The sequence below is a fragment of the Brevundimonas sp. genome, from assembly GCF_032055285.1.
Lineage (GTDB): Bacteria > Pseudomonadota > Alphaproteobacteria > Caulobacterales > Caulobacteraceae > Brevundimonas.
Genome location: NZ_DAMBRE010000001.1, coordinates 970148 through 985351 on the forward strand (window position 1 = coordinate 970148; position 15204 = coordinate 985351).

The 15204-nt window shown below is 68.8% G+C and carries 17 protein-coding genes and 1 tRNA gene; 11 read left to right on the forward strand and 7 right to left on the reverse strand.

Annotated features, from left to right (window positions below; translation table 11 throughout):
* Positions 1-66: 66 nt before the first annotated feature.
* Positions 67-2244 carry a protein-disulfide reductase DsbD domain-containing protein gene (locus tag RTY13_RS04850; RefSeq protein ID WP_312781525.1) on the forward strand — a complete coding sequence of 726 codons (2178 nt, stop codon included), beginning with the start codon at positions 67-69 and terminating at the stop codon, positions 2242-2244.
* A 23-nt stretch (positions 2245-2267) separates the two neighbouring features.
* Positions 2268-2930, forward strand: a complete 663-nt coding sequence (locus tag RTY13_RS04855) for a thioredoxin family protein (protein ID WP_312781526.1) — start codon at positions 2268-2270, stop codon at positions 2928-2930.
* Between the two features lie 103 nt (positions 2931-3033).
* Here the strand turns inward: RTY13_RS04855 and RTY13_RS04860 are convergent, their stop codons facing one another.
* Positions 3034-3510, reverse strand: a complete 477-nt coding sequence (locus RTY13_RS04860; protein ID WP_312781527.1) for a hypothetical protein — start codon at positions 3508-3510, stop codon at positions 3034-3036.
* Between the two features lie 151 nt (positions 3511-3661).
* Between RTY13_RS04860 and pgi the strand changes: the two genes are divergently transcribed.
* On the forward strand, positions 3662-5266 hold the full coding sequence (gene pgi, locus RTY13_RS04865; RefSeq protein ID WP_312781528.1) for a glucose-6-phosphate isomerase: 1605 nt from the start codon (positions 3662-3664) through the stop codon (positions 5264-5266).
* Positions 5263-5652, forward strand: a complete 390-nt coding sequence (locus RTY13_RS04870) for a DUF4260 domain-containing protein (protein ID WP_312781529.1) — start codon at positions 5263-5265, stop codon at positions 5650-5652. Before pgi ends, RTY13_RS04870 begins: the two co-directional genes overlap by 4 nt.
* Positions 5653-5655: 3 nt before the next feature.
* Here RTY13_RS04870 and RTY13_RS04875 read toward each other — a convergent pair whose 3' ends face one another.
* Positions 5656-6402, reverse strand: coding sequence for a hypothetical protein (locus tag RTY13_RS04875; RefSeq protein WP_312781531.1), 747 nt, complete (start codon positions 6400-6402; stop codon positions 5656-5658).
* Positions 6403-6594: 192 nt separating this feature from the next.
* On the opposite strand from RTY13_RS04875, the gene RTY13_RS04880 reads away from it, so the two are divergent.
* Together RTY13_RS04880 and RTY13_RS04885 are read left to right on the forward strand one after the other, a co-directional pair.
* Entirely contained in the window at positions 6595-7050 is a 456-nt protein-coding gene (locus RTY13_RS04880; RefSeq protein WP_312781533.1) for an ion channel, read from the forward strand.
* Between the two features lie 57 nt (positions 7051-7107).
* A complete protein-coding gene (locus tag RTY13_RS04885; protein WP_312781535.1) occupies positions 7108-7521 on the forward strand; it encodes a hypothetical protein in 414 nt (137 codons plus the stop codon).
* A gap of 60 nt (positions 7522-7581) precedes the next feature.
* On the opposite strand, the gene RTY13_RS04890 is transcribed toward RTY13_RS04885, so the two are convergent.
* Positions 7582-8040: a hypothetical protein gene (locus RTY13_RS04890; RefSeq protein ID WP_312781537.1), complete on the reverse strand. Its 459-nt coding sequence runs from the start codon at positions 8038-8040 to the stop codon at positions 7582-7584.
* A 156-nt stretch (positions 8041-8196) separates the two neighbouring features.
* Positions 8197-8643, reverse strand: a complete 447-nt coding sequence (locus RTY13_RS04895) for a DUF2141 domain-containing protein (protein ID WP_312781539.1) — start codon at positions 8641-8643, stop codon at positions 8197-8199.
* A 264-nt stretch (positions 8644-8907) separates the two neighbouring features.
* On the opposite strand from RTY13_RS04895, the gene groES reads away from it, so the two are divergent.
* Positions 8908-9195 carry a co-chaperone GroES gene (groES, locus tag RTY13_RS04900; protein ID WP_105562826.1) on the forward strand — a complete coding sequence of 96 codons (288 nt, stop codon included), beginning with the start codon at positions 8908-8910 and terminating at the stop codon, positions 9193-9195.
* Positions 9196-9254: 59 nt separating this feature from the next.
* A complete protein-coding gene (gene groL / locus RTY13_RS04905) occupies positions 9255-10901 on the forward strand; it encodes a chaperonin GroEL (protein WP_312781543.1) in 1647 nt (548 codons plus the stop codon).
* A 157-nt stretch (positions 10902-11058) separates the two neighbouring features.
* On the opposite strand, the gene RTY13_RS04910 is transcribed toward groL, so the two are convergent.
* Positions 11059-11154: transfer RNA gene (locus RTY13_RS04910), tRNA-Leu, on the reverse strand.
* Positions 11155-11302: 148 nt separating this feature from the next.
* Here RTY13_RS04910 and RTY13_RS04915 point away from each other — a divergent pair.
* Positions 11303-11722: a hypothetical protein gene (locus RTY13_RS04915; RefSeq protein ID WP_312781545.1), complete on the forward strand. Its 420-nt coding sequence runs from the start codon at positions 11303-11305 to the stop codon at positions 11720-11722.
* A 35-nt stretch (positions 11723-11757) separates the two neighbouring features.
* Here RTY13_RS04915 and RTY13_RS04920 read toward each other — a convergent pair whose 3' ends face one another.
* Positions 11758-12702 carry a LysR substrate-binding domain-containing protein gene (locus RTY13_RS04920; protein ID WP_312781547.1) on the reverse strand — a complete coding sequence of 315 codons (945 nt, stop codon included), beginning with the start codon at positions 12700-12702 and terminating at the stop codon, positions 11758-11760.
* A gap of 97 nt (positions 12703-12799) precedes the next feature.
* On the opposite strand from RTY13_RS04920, the gene RTY13_RS04925 reads away from it, so the two are divergent.
* Both RTY13_RS04925 and RTY13_RS04930 read left to right on the forward strand, forming a co-directional pair.
* The gene (locus RTY13_RS04925) at positions 12800-12928 is read left to right on the forward strand and encodes a hypothetical protein (RefSeq protein WP_312781549.1); all 129 of its coding nucleotides are present in this window, start codon (positions 12800-12802) and stop codon (positions 12926-12928) included.
* A 121-nt stretch (positions 12929-13049) separates the two neighbouring features.
* A complete protein-coding gene (locus tag RTY13_RS04930) occupies positions 13050-14693 on the forward strand; it encodes a leucyl aminopeptidase (protein ID WP_312781551.1) in 1644 nt (547 codons plus the stop codon).
* Positions 14694-14705: 12 nt separating this feature from the next.
* Here the strand turns inward: RTY13_RS04930 and greA are convergent, their stop codons facing one another.
* Positions 14706-15182, reverse strand: a complete 477-nt coding sequence (greA, locus tag RTY13_RS04935; protein WP_312781553.1) for a transcription elongation factor GreA — start codon at positions 15180-15182, stop codon at positions 14706-14708.
* Positions 15183-15204: the final 22 nt, after the last annotated feature.

The following is a 15204-nucleotide window of genomic DNA, read 5'->3' on the forward strand; positions in this document are numbered from 1 at the left end:
GCGGTGGCTGTCGGGCGGCTGGGCGTTTAAGGTCGGCGCCTGTCCTTCGTCGCCCGGTGCCGCCCCTTGCGTCTTCTCGTCGCCCTTCTCGTCTGGCTGACCTTCGCCGCCTCGGCTTCGGCGGCGCCCTCCGCCCTGGATCAGGCGCTGAAGGCGGGCGCCGCTCCGGTCGCCGCCGGGCCGCAGCGCACCGAGCGGATCGAGGCCGAACTGGTCCCCATGAGCGCCTGGGCCACGCCCGGCTCGACGGCGATCGTCGCCGTGCGTCAGAAGATCAAGCCCGGCTGGCACACCTACTGGCGCAACCAGGGCGATTCCGGCGGCCCGACGACGCTGAGCTGGAGCCTGCCTGACGGCTTCGTCCCCGGCGACATCCTGTGGCCCCTGCCCGAGCGCCAGCGGCTGCAGAGCCTGATGAACTACGGCTATTCGGACGCGGTCCTCCTGCCCGTTCCGCTTCAGGTCCCTGCCTCGGCGCAACCCCGCCAGACCCTGTCCTTGCGCGTCACCGCCCACTTCTACGTCTGCAGCGACCAAATGTGCGTGCCCGAGGACCTCGACCTGGCCCTCAATCTGCCGGTGCGCGACGGCGCCGCCCCGCTGGACCCGCGCTATGGTCAGGCGATCCAGGCCGTGGTCGCCTCGGCCCCCCGCCCCGCCGGGATTGAAGCCCGCGCAGCCTTCGCCGACGGCCGACTGACTCTCAGCGCCACCGGCGGACCGCTGACGGGCGCCGCGCCCAAATGGGCCTATTTCTTCCCCTTCGAGGGCGGCGTGATCGACCACGCCGCCGCCCAGACCGGCCAGCGCGGGCCGCAGGGCGTGACCCTGGCCCTCGCTCCCGGACGCGGCCTGACCGCCAACGGCCTGAAAGCCCCGCTGGCCGGGGTCCTGTCGACCGATCTCGGCGCCTGGGAGATTTCGGCGGATCAAGGCCCGGCCCTGCCCGGCGCCGCGGGCGAGGGCGTGATCGGCGACGGGGAGACGGCGCAAAAGCCCGCCGCCTCGTCCACGACGCCGCTCGCCTTCCTTCAGGCCGCCCTCTTCGCCCTGCTGGGCGGGCTGATCCTCAACCTCATGCCCTGCGTCTTCCCCATCCTGGCGATGAAGGCGGCGGCGCTCAGCCGCTCGGCGCATGAGCCCGCCGAGGCCCGCCGCGACGGCCTGGCCTTCCTGGCGGGCGTGCTGGCGACCTTCCTCGTTCTGGCCGGAGCGCTTCTGGCCCTGCGCGCGGGCGGTCAGGCCCTGGGCTGGGGTTTCCAGCTGCAGTCGCCCGGCGTGGTCGCGGCCCTGTCGCTGCTGATGCTGGCGGTGGCGCTGAACCTGTCGGGCGTCTTCCACGTGGGCGGCGGTCTGCAAGGCGCCGGGCAGGGCCCGCTGTCCCGTCTGCCGGGCGCTGCGGGGGCCTTCTTCACCGGGGTTCTGGCCGTGGTCGTGGCCGCCCCCTGCACCGCGCCCTTCATGGCCTTCGCCCTCGGCGCCGCCCTGCTGATGCCCTGGCCCATGGCCCTGGCGGTCTTCCTGATGCTCGGCCTCGGCCTGGCCCTGCCCTATGTCCTGATCAGCCTGTCGCCGCGTCTTCTGTCGCGCCTGCCCAGGCCAGGTCCGTGGATGGAGACGCTACGCAACCTGCTGGCCTTCCCCATGTACGGCGCCGCCCTGTGGCTGGCCTGGGTCTATGGCCGCCAGACCGCCGACGCCCTGGCTCTGCTGTTCGGCGCGGGCCTGATGCTGGCCCTGGCCCTGTGGCTCTACGGGCGGTCGCAGGCCTCTGACGGCAAGGGCCGCCTCGCAGCGGTCGCCGCCGCCCTCTCGTTGATCGCGGCGCTGGGCCTCGCCGTCCTGGCCGCCCGCGCCGCGCCCGCTTCGAGCGAACCCGCGGCCTCCTCGACCCATCTGGCCTCGCAGCCCTGGTCCGAACAGGCCGTGCAGGCGGCCCTGGCCGAAGGCCGTCCCGCCCTGGTCAACTTCACCGCCGACTGGTGCGTCACCTGCAAGATCAACGAGGGCGCGGCCCTGTCCTCGTCCCGCACCGCCGAGGCGATGCAGGCGACGAACGCCGTCTATCTGGTCGGCGACTGGACCCGCCGCGACGACGCCATCACCGCCGAGTTGCAGCGTCATGGGCGCTCCGGCGTTCCACTGTACCTGGTGTATGCGCCGGGTCGCGCCCAGCCCCGCGTCCTGCCTCAACTGCTGACCGAAGGGACCGTCGTCGACGCCCTGAAATCCGCCGCCCACTGACATCCACCGAAGGAGACCACCCGATGATCCGCATGCTGACCGTCGCTTCCGCCTCGCTTCTCCTGCTCGCCGCCTGCCAGCAGCAACCCGCCGCCGCGCCCGACAAGGCCGCCGCGACCGAGGCCGCCGCCGTCGCCGGGCCGGGAGACATGGCCCCGGCCTTCACCCTGGTCGATGCCAAGGGCGTCCAGCGCTCGCTGGCCGACTTCAAGGGCAAGACCGTGGTGCTGGAATGGACCAACGAGGGCTGTCCGTTCGTGAAGAAGCACTACAGCGGCGCCATGCAGGCCCTGCAGCGCGAGGCGACCGCCGATGGCGTGGTCTGGCTGACCATCATCTCCTCGGCGCCGGGAACCCAGGGCTTCGTCGAGGGCGAGGAGGCGAAGGCCTGGAAGGCCAAACACCAGGCCGCCTTCACCCACCTGCTGCTGGATCCGACCGGCGAGGTCGGCAAGCGCTATGACGCCAAGACCACGCCCGATATGCGCATCATCGATCCCGAAGGGCGACTGATCTACGTCGGCGGCATCGACGACCGGCCCACCAACAAGGTCGAGGACCTTGAAGGCGCGAACAACTTCGTCCGCGCCGCCCTGACCGACGCCAAGGCCGGCCGCCCCGTCCAGACCGCCTTCGCCCAACCCTACGGCTGCGCGATCAAATACCCGGAGACGGTCGAGAGCTGAGGGAGGCTAATCAGGCCCCAAACCGCTCTGCGGAGCGGGATTTCAAAACGGGGCTCAAGTAGCCCGAAGGGCGATAGCCCCAAATGAAAACCTCGCCGGGCGGCTACGCCGCCGGGCGAGGCGGCGAGGTGATGACCTCGACGTTGTCGTTCAGCAGATAGGCCAGTTCCTCCAGCGCGACCTTGCGCTCGGCGGCGTTGGGGGCGGCTTCGACGGCGGCGACCTTCTTGGGCATGTCTTCGGAAATGCCGCGCAGGATGCATTTCAGATCGTTGTCGGTGCCGCGTTCCTTGAGCACCAGATGCCCCTGCATGTCGCGGGCGGCCAGATCGGTCGTCTGCGCCTTGAAGCCGGTGAAGGCGGCGCCGCCGAAGAAGCCGTCACGGTCGGCCTCGCCCGAGGCGATCCAGCCGTCGACGATGGCCTTCAGCGAACCCGAGCGCGCCACCAGGTCGGCGAACAGGGGCTCATGCGCGACCGAGACGGGCGCATCGGCGGCGACCGGCGGCTGGGCGGTGGCTTCGGCGACCGCGGGATCGCTGAGCATCAGGGCGGCGGCGAGAATGATTCCGCAGGACATGGGGCATCCCTTTTTCTCCGACGGCCGAGAAAGACCAATTGGAAATCCAAGTTGACCCGACCGTTGATTGAACTCTTCTAGGCCTGAGCCATAAACGAAGGGTTGCAAGCGTCGTGCCGGTTGCTGGCCGACGTCAACGGGGGAGACGAGTATGCCGCACGCCGCCTGGATCGAGTTGGAGGCCATCGCCCGCCGCGACGCCGACGCCCGCATCAGCGATCAGTTCGCCGCCGATCCGGACCGCCTGACGCGCCTGACGCTCGACGCCGCCGGCCTGCATCTGGACCTGTCCAAGCAGAGCTGGACCCGCAGCGGTTTCGAGGCGGCCCTGGCCCTGGCCCGCGCCGCCGACGTCGAAGGCCGCCGCGGCGCCCTGTTCGGCGGCGAGGCCGTCAACGCCACCGAAGGCCGGGCGGTCCTGCATCCCGCCCTGCGCGCGCCCGTCGGGGCGGCCTTCCAGGCCCTTGGCGAGACGGTCTCGGCCGAGGTCGATGCTGTGCGCGCTCAGATGCGCGACTACGCCCACGCCGTCCGGTCCAGCATCGAGACGGGCGCCAGCGGTCGGCCATTCAAGACCGTGGTCCATATCGGGATCGGCGGGTCGGACCTGGGGCCGCGCCTGATCTGGGACGCCCTGCGTCCGCTCGCCCCCGCCATCGACATCCGCTTCGTCGCCAACATCGATCCGCGCGACATGGCCGAGGCCCTCACCGGCCTTGACCCGGAAACCACCCTGGTCGTCGTCGTCTCCAAGACCTTCACCACCCAGGAAACCCTGGCCAACGCCGAGGCCGCCAAGGCCTGGCTGGCCGCCGCCCTGCCCGCTGACGGCATGGAGCGGCACTTCATCGGCGTCACCGCCGCGCCGGAGCGCGCCGCCGCCTTCGGCTGCGGCCGCACCTTCGCCTTCCGCGACTGGGTCGGCGGGCGCTACTCCCTGTGGTCGGCGGTCAGCCTGTCGTGCGTCATCGGCCTGGGCTGGGAGGTCTTCCAGGGCTTCCTCGACGGCGCCGCCGCACTGGACCGGCACTTCCTTGAGGCGCCGCTGGAGGCCAACGCGCCCGTCCTGATGGCCTTGGCCCAGATCTACAATGTCGACGGCCTGCACCGGCCCTCGCGCACCGTGGCCCCCTACGCCCACGGCCTGCGCCGCCTGCCGGCCTTCCTGCAGCAGCTGGAGATGGAATCGAACGGCAAGCGGGTGCGCCGCGACGGCGCCCCGATCGGCCGCCAGACCTGCCCCGTCGTCTTCGGCGAGCCCGGCACCAACGGCCAGCACGCCTTCTTCCAGCAGATCCATCAGGGGCCCCAGGTGGTGCCAGCCGAGTTCATCATCGTCGCCTCGACGGACGGAACGACCTCGGAGGCCCCGCTATGGGCCAACGCCCTCGCCCAGGGTCAGGCCCTGATGCAGGGCAAGACCGAGGCCCAGGCCCATGCCGAACTGATCGGCTCGGGCGCTTCGGAGGCCGAAGCCGACCGCCTGGCCCCGCACAAGACCTTCCCCGGCAACCGGCCCTCGACCGCCATCCTCATGGACCGCCTGACGCCCCAGACCCTGGGCGCCCTGATCGCCCTTTATGAGCACAAGACCTTCGTCGAGGGCGTGATCTGGGACATCAACAGCTTCGATCAATGGGGGGTCGAATTGGGCAAGGTGCTGGCCAGGGCGGTCCTGAAGGACGTAGCGGCGGGCGCGCCGTCAGCCGACCTCGACCCCTCGACAGCGGCCCTGCTCACCCGGCTGCTGAAGTGACCGTCGTCGCGCCGCTCTGGCAGAGGCTGGAAGGTCTGGCCCTGCTGGTCGTCTCGGTGCTGGCCTATGCACGGTTCGGCGAGGGCTGGCTGCTGTTCGCCGTCCTCTTCCTGACGCCCGACCTGTCCTTCTTCGGCTATCTGGCCGGCCCGCGTCTGGGCGCCTGGGCCTACAACCTCGCCCACAGCCTGATCGGGCCGCTGCTGCTGGCGGCGGCGGGCGGGCTGACCGGCGCAGGACTGCCGATCGCCCTCGCCCTGATCTGGCTGGCCCACGTCGGCTTAGACCGCGCCCTCGGCTACGGCCTCAAGTCGCCGGAAAGCTTTGGGATCACCCACCTGGGCCTGATCGGCGCCGCGCGCCGGGATCGGCGCGCGGCGGCCTGAGCCTCAGTAGGGATCGATGCTGCGCACACGGCCGTCGCCGCTGACGACGCAGACCGAACGATAGGGGCCCGTCCCCATCACCATCTGCCAGTTGCCGCCGCCGATATCGCGCACGCTGATCGGCGTCGAGCTGCCGCGCGGCCGGTTCTGATAGTCGTCGGCGCGGGCCGAGCAGGCCTGCTGCGCCGCCCAGGGCGCGCGGCGGACGTGATCGCTGTTGGACGCCCGCCGATTGCTGCGTTCGGCCTCCCCGGCCAGATAGCCGTCGTGGTAGGCCTCGCTGTCGTTACGGTCGTAGGTCGCGCCGTAAAGGGCGTCCTGATAGCCGCGCGAGTAGTCGTTGTCGTGGCTGTCGTCGCGATTGTCATGGTTGCGGTTGTGGTGGGCCAGGGCCGCCGCCAGACCGATCACCGCAGCCCCCGCCAGCACCGCCGCCGCGGCGTTGCCGCCGCTGTCGCGCGATCCGCCGCCGTCGCACAGATTGCGGTCCATCCGGTCGATTGAGGCGTAGCGCCCGTCCGTGGTGGTGATCTGAACGCAGTCATTGCCCCGCCGCCAGTAGCTCCACTTGGTGTCGGCGCCTTCCTGGGTGCGGACGAACGTATAGCCGCGCCTCTGCACCTCGCCCTCGGCCTGACCGGCGCGGGCCGCGACGAGGTCGCGCAGATCAGGCGGCGTCTGGGCGGAAACAGGAACGGAAGCCGTCAGAAGGGCGGCGGCGGCGAGCACGGCGACGGGGGTTCTGGCCATGGAATGTCTCTGCTGATCGAGTGACGGGATGCGAATTCGACACAGGCAAACAGGCGCCGTCCGCCACGGACGGCCGGAGCCTTTACCATGGACGAGCGCCGTTCTCCAAGATGACCGCCCCCCGGTTGACGCGGCCGAGGGACGCCGCCAGCATTCGTGAGGCGTAGGGAGCGGGACGCGCGGACAATGAACATGGCGCTGGAACTGCTGGTCGCGACGGTCATGGTCCTGCTGACCGTCGGCATCCATGGCCTGGGTCTCTTGTCGCTCGGCCGCATGGTCGCTGCGGCCGACGCGCGCGCCAGAGGCGCCGTGCGCGTCAACCCCCTGTCGCGACGCGGCGCCTGGCTGACCTTCGGCCTGGTCATGGGTCTTTTCCTCATCCATGGGCTGGAGATCTGGTCCTACGCCTTCCTCTTCCACCTGCTCGGCGCGGTGCCGGACCTGCGCGAAGCGGTCTATTTCTCGACCATCAGCTATGGCTCCATCGGCTATGGCGACAGCTCCATCTCCGCCGACTGGAAGCTGCTGGGAGCGATCGAGGGGGTGAACGGCGCCATTCTTCTGGGCTGGTCGATCGCCTTCTTCGTCACCGTCATGGGGCGGCTCTTTCCCCCATCGCGGCGCTCTCACGACAGCTTCGAGTAAAGCATCGGAACCTTGTCCCGGCCGTGCCGTTCCACGGGCGGAGCCCCGGAGACCCTCATGTTCAAGTCCGCCGCCCTCGCCGTCGCCCTGGCGACGGCCCTGACGACGACCCTGGCCCTGCCCGCCGTCGCCCAGGACCACAGCCGGACCGAGCGGGTCCAGTTCGCGCGCGGCGCCTCGTCGACCGTCCTGCACGGCAGCATTCACGGCTATGACCTGGTCGACTATGTGCTGAACGCGCGTCAGGGGCAGACGCTGGACATCAGCATGCGGACCAGCAGCACCGCAGCCTATTTCAACGTGACGCCAAAAGGAGCGGACACGGCCATCTTCGTGGGGTCGACCTCTGGCAACGCCTTCTCCGGCGCTCTTCCGGCGAACGGTGACTATGTCGTGCGGGTCTATCTGATGCGCAGCGCCGCCCGACGCGGCGAGCACGCCGACTACACCCTGAACATCGGAATCCGCTGAGGGCGGACACGAAAAAGACCCGGCGTCGCCGCCGGGCCTTCATTCGTTCAGCGCCCGGACCTACCAACGGCGGTCGTAGCGGTAGTCGCGGTCTCGGCGGTTCTGGTGGCTGCGCCACTCGCCGTGGTTCCGCCAGTAGCGGCCGTCGCGGTAGTAGCGGCCGTCGCTCCGCTCATAGCGACCGTTGTAGTAGCCGTCGCGGCTGTTGATGCCGTGGTCCCGCTCCCAGTGGCCCTGGTTCCGGTAGCAGCGGCCGCCGCGGTAATAGTTGCAGCCGTCGCGGTCGCTGTCCGAAGCCACGGCGCCCAGACCGGCGCCGGCCAGGGCGCCGCCGGCGATGTAGCGACCGTCGCCCTGACCGATGATGGCCCCGGCGACGCCGCCGACGACGGCGCCCAGCACGGCGTCGCGGCCGGTGTTGTCGCGATCGCGGTCACGATAGGACTGGGCGGCGGCGGGGGTGGTCGCCAGCATCGTCAGAGCAATGGCGCCGACGCCGATCTTGGAAATGGTCTTCATGGCGGGGCTCCTTTCGAAAGTCGGTTGATCCGTTGTCTCCCTTTTAGGAGCTCCCCGCTGAACGACCCCATGGAGGCTTGTTCATTTTCCAGTCATCTTGCGCCCCTCCGAAACCGGCTCCCGGCCACGCGCCAGGAGCCGCATCGTCCGTCCGCCTCAGCGCCCGGCGGGATACTGCATGGCCACGCTCACGCGGGCGTCGCCGCTCGCCGGCACGGTGAACTTGACCTGATCAAAGGTCGGCGCGGCCCTCAGGGTCTCGCCGCGGAACATGGCCCAGCCCTCTGCAGGCATGCCGTTCGACAGGGCCATCTGCTGATCGCCGTTCATGTCATGCAGGACCGAGACGGAATAGTCGCCCGGCGGCACGTCCTTCAGGGTCACGACCTTGGTTCCGTCGGCGGGCGCCTTGATGATCTCGCCATGGTCGCCCGCCTGCTTCAGGAACTGGGCCGAGGTCTGCAGCCCGACCAGCAGGTCGCCGCCGCGCGCCTGAACGCCGGTGACGGTGATGACGACATCCCCGGCCAGGGCCGAACCGGCTCCCGCCAGCACCAGGGACGACAGGGCTGCGGCCAGGGCCGCCTTTTGAACCGCTTGCATTTTTCTCTCCTCCCCTCGTGACCGGAGCCGGCGCGGCCCCTTGCGTTTCACGAAGACAATGAACTTTGTAATTTAAAGTTCTTGGAGTCAACAGATCGAAATACGGGCGCTGTTTCGCCGCACTCGCCTTGACGCCCCGAAGCCGCCCTCCTACTTGCCCGATGCGTTAGCACTCTTGACGGTCGGCTGCCAAAGCGGCGGCCGCGAGAGAGCCGCCCACCATTTCAGAACGCCCCGCTTGGGGGTTTAAGAGGGAGAAGTCCGATGGCGTTTCGTCCGCTCGGCGATCGCGTGCTGGTCAAGCGCGTTGAAGAAGCTACCACCACCAAGGGCGGGATCATCATCCCCGACACGGCCAAGGAAAAGCCGCAAGAAGGCGAAGTGATCGCCGTCGGCAAGGGCGTTCGTGACGAAGACGGCGAGTTCGTCGCCCTGGACGTCGCTGTTGGCGACCGCATCCTGTTCGGCAAGTGGTCGGGCACGGAAGTGAAGATCGAAGGCGACGACCTGATCATCATGAAGGAATCCGACATCCTGGGCGTGCTGGCCTAATCGCCACCCCTTCTGTCGTAGAAATCCTTCAATAAAAACATTCAGATAGGAGCAGGCTCATGGCTGCTAAGATCGTAAAATTCAACACCGACGCCCGCGACAAGATGCTGAAGGGCGTCAACGTCCTGGCTGACGCCGTCAAGGTGACCCTGGGTCCGAAGGGCCGCAACGTTGTGATCCAGAAGTCCTTCGGCGCCCCGCGCTCGACCAAGGACGGCGTCTCGGTCGCCAAGGAAATCGAGCTGGAAGACGCCTTCGAGAACATGGGCGCCCAGATGATCCGCGAAGTCGCCTCCAAGGCGAACGACAACGCGGGCGACGGCACCACCACCGCCACCGTCCTGGCTCAGGCCATCGTGCAAGAGGGCCTGAAGGCCGTCGCCGCCGGCATGAACCCGATGGACCTGAAGCGCGGCATCGACCAGGCCGTCGCCGTGGCCCTGGACGAGGTCAAGTCGATCTCCAAGCCTGTCGCCAACAACTCCGAAATCGCCCAGGTCGGCACCATCTCGGCCAACGGCGATGAAGAAATCGGCGCCCTGATCGCCCAGGCCATGGCCAAGGTCGGCAACGAAGGCGTCATCACGGTCGAGGAAGCCAAGACCGCTGAAACCACCGTCGACATCGTCGAAGGCATGCAGTTCGACCGCGGCTACCTGTCGCCCTACTTCATCACCAACGCCGACAAGATGGAGGTCGCCCTCGAAGAGCCTCTCATCCTGCTCCACGAGAAGAAGCTGACCTCGCTGCAGCCCATGCTGCCGGTGCTGGAAGCCGTGGTTCAGTCGGGCCGTCCCCTGCTGATCATCGCCGAGGACATCGAAGGCGAAGCCCTGGCCACCCTGGTGGTCAACAAGCTGCGCGGCGGCCTGCGCGTCGCCGCCGTCAAGGCTCCGGGCTTCGGCGACCGCCGCAAGGCCATGCTGGAAGACATCGCCATCCTGACGGGCGGCCAGGTCATCTCGGAAGACCTCGGCATCAAGCTTGAGACCGTCACGCTCGACATGCTCGGCAAGGCCAAGAAGGTCCAGATCACCAAGGACGACACCACCATCGTCGAAGGTTCGGGCGAGAAGGACGGCATCGAGGCTCGCGTGGCCCAGATCAAGCGTCAGATCGAGGACACCACCTCGGACTACGACCGCGAGAAGCTGCAAGAGCGTCTGGCCAAGCTGGCCGGCGGCGTCGCCGTCCTGCGCGTCGGCGGTTCGACCGAAGTCGAAGTGAAGGAAAAGAAGGACCGCGTCGACGACGCCCTGAACGCAACCCGCGCCGCTGCCGATGAAGGCATCGTCCCGGGCGGCGGCGTGGCCCTGCTGCAAGCCTCCAAGAAGCTGGCCGACCTGAAGGGCTCCAACGCCGATCAGAACGCCGGCATCGCCATCGTCCGTCGCGCCCTGCAGGCTCCGATCCGTCAGATCTCGGAAAACTCGGGCGTCGAAGGCTCGATCGTGGTCGGCAAGGTCATGGATTCGACCGACGCTTCGTTCGGCTTCAACGCCCAGACCGAAGAGTACGGCGACCTCGTCCAGATGGGCGTGATCGACCCGGCCAAGGTCGTCCGTTCGGCTCTGAAGTCGGCCGCCTCGGTCGCCGGCATCATGATCACGACGGAAGCCGCCATCGCTGACGCGCCCAAGAAGGGCGGCGTCGGCGGCGCCCCCGACATGGGCGGCATGGGCGGCATGGGCGGCATGGACTTCTAAGTCCAGGCTGACCAACCCCAAGAAGACAGAAGGGCGGGATCGAAAGGTCCCGCCCTTTTTCGTGACGAACCGGGTTCGTCTGTTCCTGCTGGACACAGAGTCCGGATAATGATTCACTAGCGCCAACCAAGGAAACCCCCGGTTGGCGCTGCGAAAGTGGCGGCTGGGGTGGGGTTCGAACCCACGCAACCCTGCTGCAACAGGGTTGGACGGCTTCTTAGGCCGCTGCAATAAACCGCTCTGCCACCCAGCCATGGGTGAGACCCGTCCCCAATGGGGGCGGGTCTTTTGCATATTGGGCCCACTGAAGTCTCAAAGCAAGTCTTTTCGAGTCCAGAATCCGATTCTTATGGATTCCTTAACCAAATTGAGCAACTCTCGAGGCTCAAATGGAGGTGAAGATGGATCAGCCTCTCAAGGCTCTGAAGGCACAAAAGGCTAGCTTGGAGTCCGAGATCGCTACGCTTCAAAGCAAACTCAGTCGCGTCGTTGCAGCGATAGAGGCGTTGACCGCTGGCGATCTGTTCGACGAGATTCAGGCCTCATACTCTCGGCAACGTCGCGCGCCAGGCACGCTGAAGCAGATGGCGTTCACTGTCCTGTATGAGGCGGGAGAAGCCCTCACCGCCCAGCAGATTTTACAGGCTATTTTTGAAAAATTTGGGCAGCGCATTGAGCGGACAAGTATGTCTCCGCAACTCAGCAGACTGGGCCAGGACGGCGTGCTCTTGCGGAACCAAAACCTGTGGCTCGTGAACCCAGAGCGACCCGTAGGCAGTGACGAATTCTACCTTCTCAAACACGAAGGATCACTCGTGTAGCGAACGGCGTGCGCTTTTCCATTCAGTTCTGAGGGCTACGCACCCACTTCCCCCACTTCCCGTCCCGCCAGCCTTGCGCCCTCGACCACCGCCGGGTCGGACCGCGCCGTGTCCAGCAGCCAGTCGCGGAAGCGGGCGATCTTGGGGGTCAGGCGACGGGCGGGCGGGTAGCAGATCCAGTAGCCCTCGGCCAAGGCGACGGTCTGGTCGAAGGGGCGAACCAGCAAGCCGCGCTCGATCTCGCGCGCGTAGAGGATGGGCGAGCCCAGGGCCACGCCCTGATCGCCAAGCGCCGCCGCCACCTCCATCGCCTGATTGTCAGCGGTCAGGCGCGGCGGCGGGGCCGTATCGGCGGGCGAAACCGCGGCGGCGGCGAACCAGGCGGCCCATTCGCCGGGCTCGCCGACCAGATGGGCCCGCTTCAGGTCGGCGGGGGTCTTCAGGTCCAGCCGGTCGCGCATGGCCGGGGTGCACAGGGGGGTGAAGACGGCGGGCATCAGGAAGCGGCTCTCCAGCCCGGCCCACTGGCCCGAACCGAAGCGCAAGGCCACATCCAGCCCATCGGCGCCCAGCATGGACAGGGCCGGGCTGGTGTCCACCCGCACCGCCAGATCGGGATTGTCCAGCTGGAACGAGCCCAGCCGCGTCGCCAGCCACTGGGTCGCCAGGGTCTGCAGCGTCGTGATGGCCAGCACGCCCTGATCGGCCTCTACGACGTCGGCGACGGCGCGCCGCAACAGGGTCATGGCCTCGATCGCCGCCGTGGCCAGTCGTTCCCCCTCCGGCGTCAGCGACACCTGCCGCGTGCCGCGCACGAACAGGGGCCGGTCCAGTCTTTGTTCCAGGTCGCGGATGCGCCAGCTGACCGCCGCCTGGCTCATGCCCAGGGCCTCGGCGGCGCGGGTGAAGCTGAGCAGGCGCGCAGCGGTCTCGAACACCCTCAGGGCGTCGACGGGAATGCGGGAAAGGACGTCAGTCATAAGCAAGCCTTATGCATGAGGCCTTTGTCTCGTTTGTAAACCTCGTCCGTCAACCGCATATTCTGGACACATGAAAGGAGGACGACCGATGGAAGAAATGTACCGCATTCATAAGGAACCCGCGTGGGGATGGATCGGCGCCCTGCTGGAGGCCCGCAAGTCTGCAGCGACCCAGCTCGCCGCCAAGCCCGCGCCGACGCTGCGTCCTCGCCGCGCAGCCTGCTGAGCCCTTGTCCGCGCCGCGACACGGCGTCGCGGACAGCCGCTCCGTCGCCGGAACGGTTTGCGCCGCTCCGGCGACCCTGGCCATAAGAGCCCCTTCATCGACACCGAGGGGGCTCCGACCGATGCGCCGCACCGCCAATTTTTCGACCTTCGCCGCTGCCGCCGCTTTGGCGGCCGTCAGCCTGACCGTCGCCGTGCCCGCCGAGGCGCAATCGCGCCGCGCCGCCGCTGTTGAAGCGCCCGCAGCCCTGACGCCGCGCGCCGCCCCCGCCGTGCAGCGCGCCGTGACCTTCGCCGCCGCGCCCGGCCAACCCTCGGGCGCCCTGGTTTTGCCGCTCAGCGCCGAGGGCGATCTGGCCACGCGCGGCGCCGCCCTGACGCCCGCTGTGCGCGACGCCGTCTCGGCCGCCCTGACCGCCGCCCGCTTCGACTACAAGGCCCGCCAGACCCTCAGCCTGCACGGCGTCGGCGGCTGGGACCGCATCCTGGTCGTGGCCCTGCCCGCCGACGCCAAGACCGCCGAGGTCCAGACCGCCGGAACCGTTGTCGGCCGCGCCCTGATCGCCCAGCCGGGCGCGATGACCGTCATGACCGCCGGCCTGACCGCCGACAGCGCCGCCGAACTGGCGACCGGCCTCGGCCTCGGCCAGTACCGCTCCGACCTGCACCGCACCACCGGCCGCGACGCCGCCGCGCCCGGCGGGATCACCCTGGTCGCGGACGACGCCTCGGGCGCCCAGACCGCCTGGCATCGCGGCGCGGCCCTGGTCGAAGCCATGGCCTGGACCCGCGACATCTCCAACGAACCCGCCAACGTCATCTATCCCGAGAGCTTCGTCGAACGCGCCCGCACCGCCTTCGCCGGTGTCCCCGGCGTCGAGATCGAGGTGCTGGACGTGCCCGCCATGCAGCGTCTCGGCATGGGCTCGCTGCTCGGCGTCGGTCAGGGCTCGACGCGCCCGCCGCGCCTGCTGGTCGTGCGCTACAAGGGCCAGGGCGCGCCTGACGCCGGTCCCGTCGCCCTGCTGGGCAAGGGCATAACCTTCGATTCCGGCGGCATATCGATCAAGCCCGGCGCCAACATGGGCAATATGAAGATGGACATGTCGGGCGCCGCCAGCGTCGTCGGCGCCGTCCTGGCCCTGGCAAAGGCGGGCGCGCCGGTCGATGTGGCCGCCGTCGCGGCTTTGGCCGAGAACATGCCCGACGGGAACGCCATCCGGCCCGGCGACGTCCTGACCGCCATGAACGGCAAGACCATCGAGGTCATCTCCACCGACGCCGAGGGCCGTCTGGTGCTGGCTGATGCCGTGGTCTGGGCCGACACCCGGCTCAACCCGGCCGCCATCGTCGACGTGGCCACCCTGACCGGCTCGGTCGGCGGGGCGCTGGGCAACGACTATGCGGGTCTGTTCAGCCGTCACGACGCCCTGGCTGACCAACTTCGGGTCGCAGGCGACGCGACCGGCGAGCGCCTGTGGCGCCTGCCGTTGCACCCTTCCTACGTCGGGGCCACCAGCTCGACCATCGCCGACATCAAGAACTCCGGCGAAGGCGGCGCGGGCGCGGGCACGGGCGCTCACTTCATCGGCTATTTCGCCCGCCCCGAGACGCCCTGGGCCCATCTGGACATCGCCAACATGGCCTATGGCGGCGCCAACGACGTCAAGCCGGCGGGCTCCGCCGGCTTCAGCGTGCGCCTGCTGGAACGCTTCGTGCGCGACTTCCAGCCGGTGGCGAAAGAGAAGGGGACCGGCGGCTTCTAGGCCGCCGCCGCCCTAGTCGACGGCGACGATTTCGACCGACTGGCCCGCGACCGTCGCCTCATCCCCCTCGCGCTTGCCCATCAGGGCGCGGGCCAGGGGGGAGACGTGGCTGACCGAGCCCTTGGCGGGATCGGCCTCGTCCTCGCCGACGATGCGCCAGGTCTGGGTGCGGCCGTCCTCGCGCTCGATGGTGACGGCGCCGCCAAAGCGCACCCGCCCGTCCGGCGTCGTCTCCAGCAACTGGGCCGAGGCCCGCCGCGCCGACCAGTAGCGCAGGTCGCGCGTGGCCCGCGCCATGGCGGTGCGGTCGGCCTCGATCGCCCCCTTGACCTGCGCCCCTGAGTAGGCCGCCCGCGCCGAGGCCAGCTCAGCCTCGATCATGGCCAGACCCTCGGGCGTGACATGGTTGGGATGGGGCGAGATCGGGCGGTCCACCAGGTCGGCGGCCGTGGCTTCCAGATCTTCTTCTCGGGTGAAGGCGACGCTCATGAGGACAGAGCGTATGCCGTTC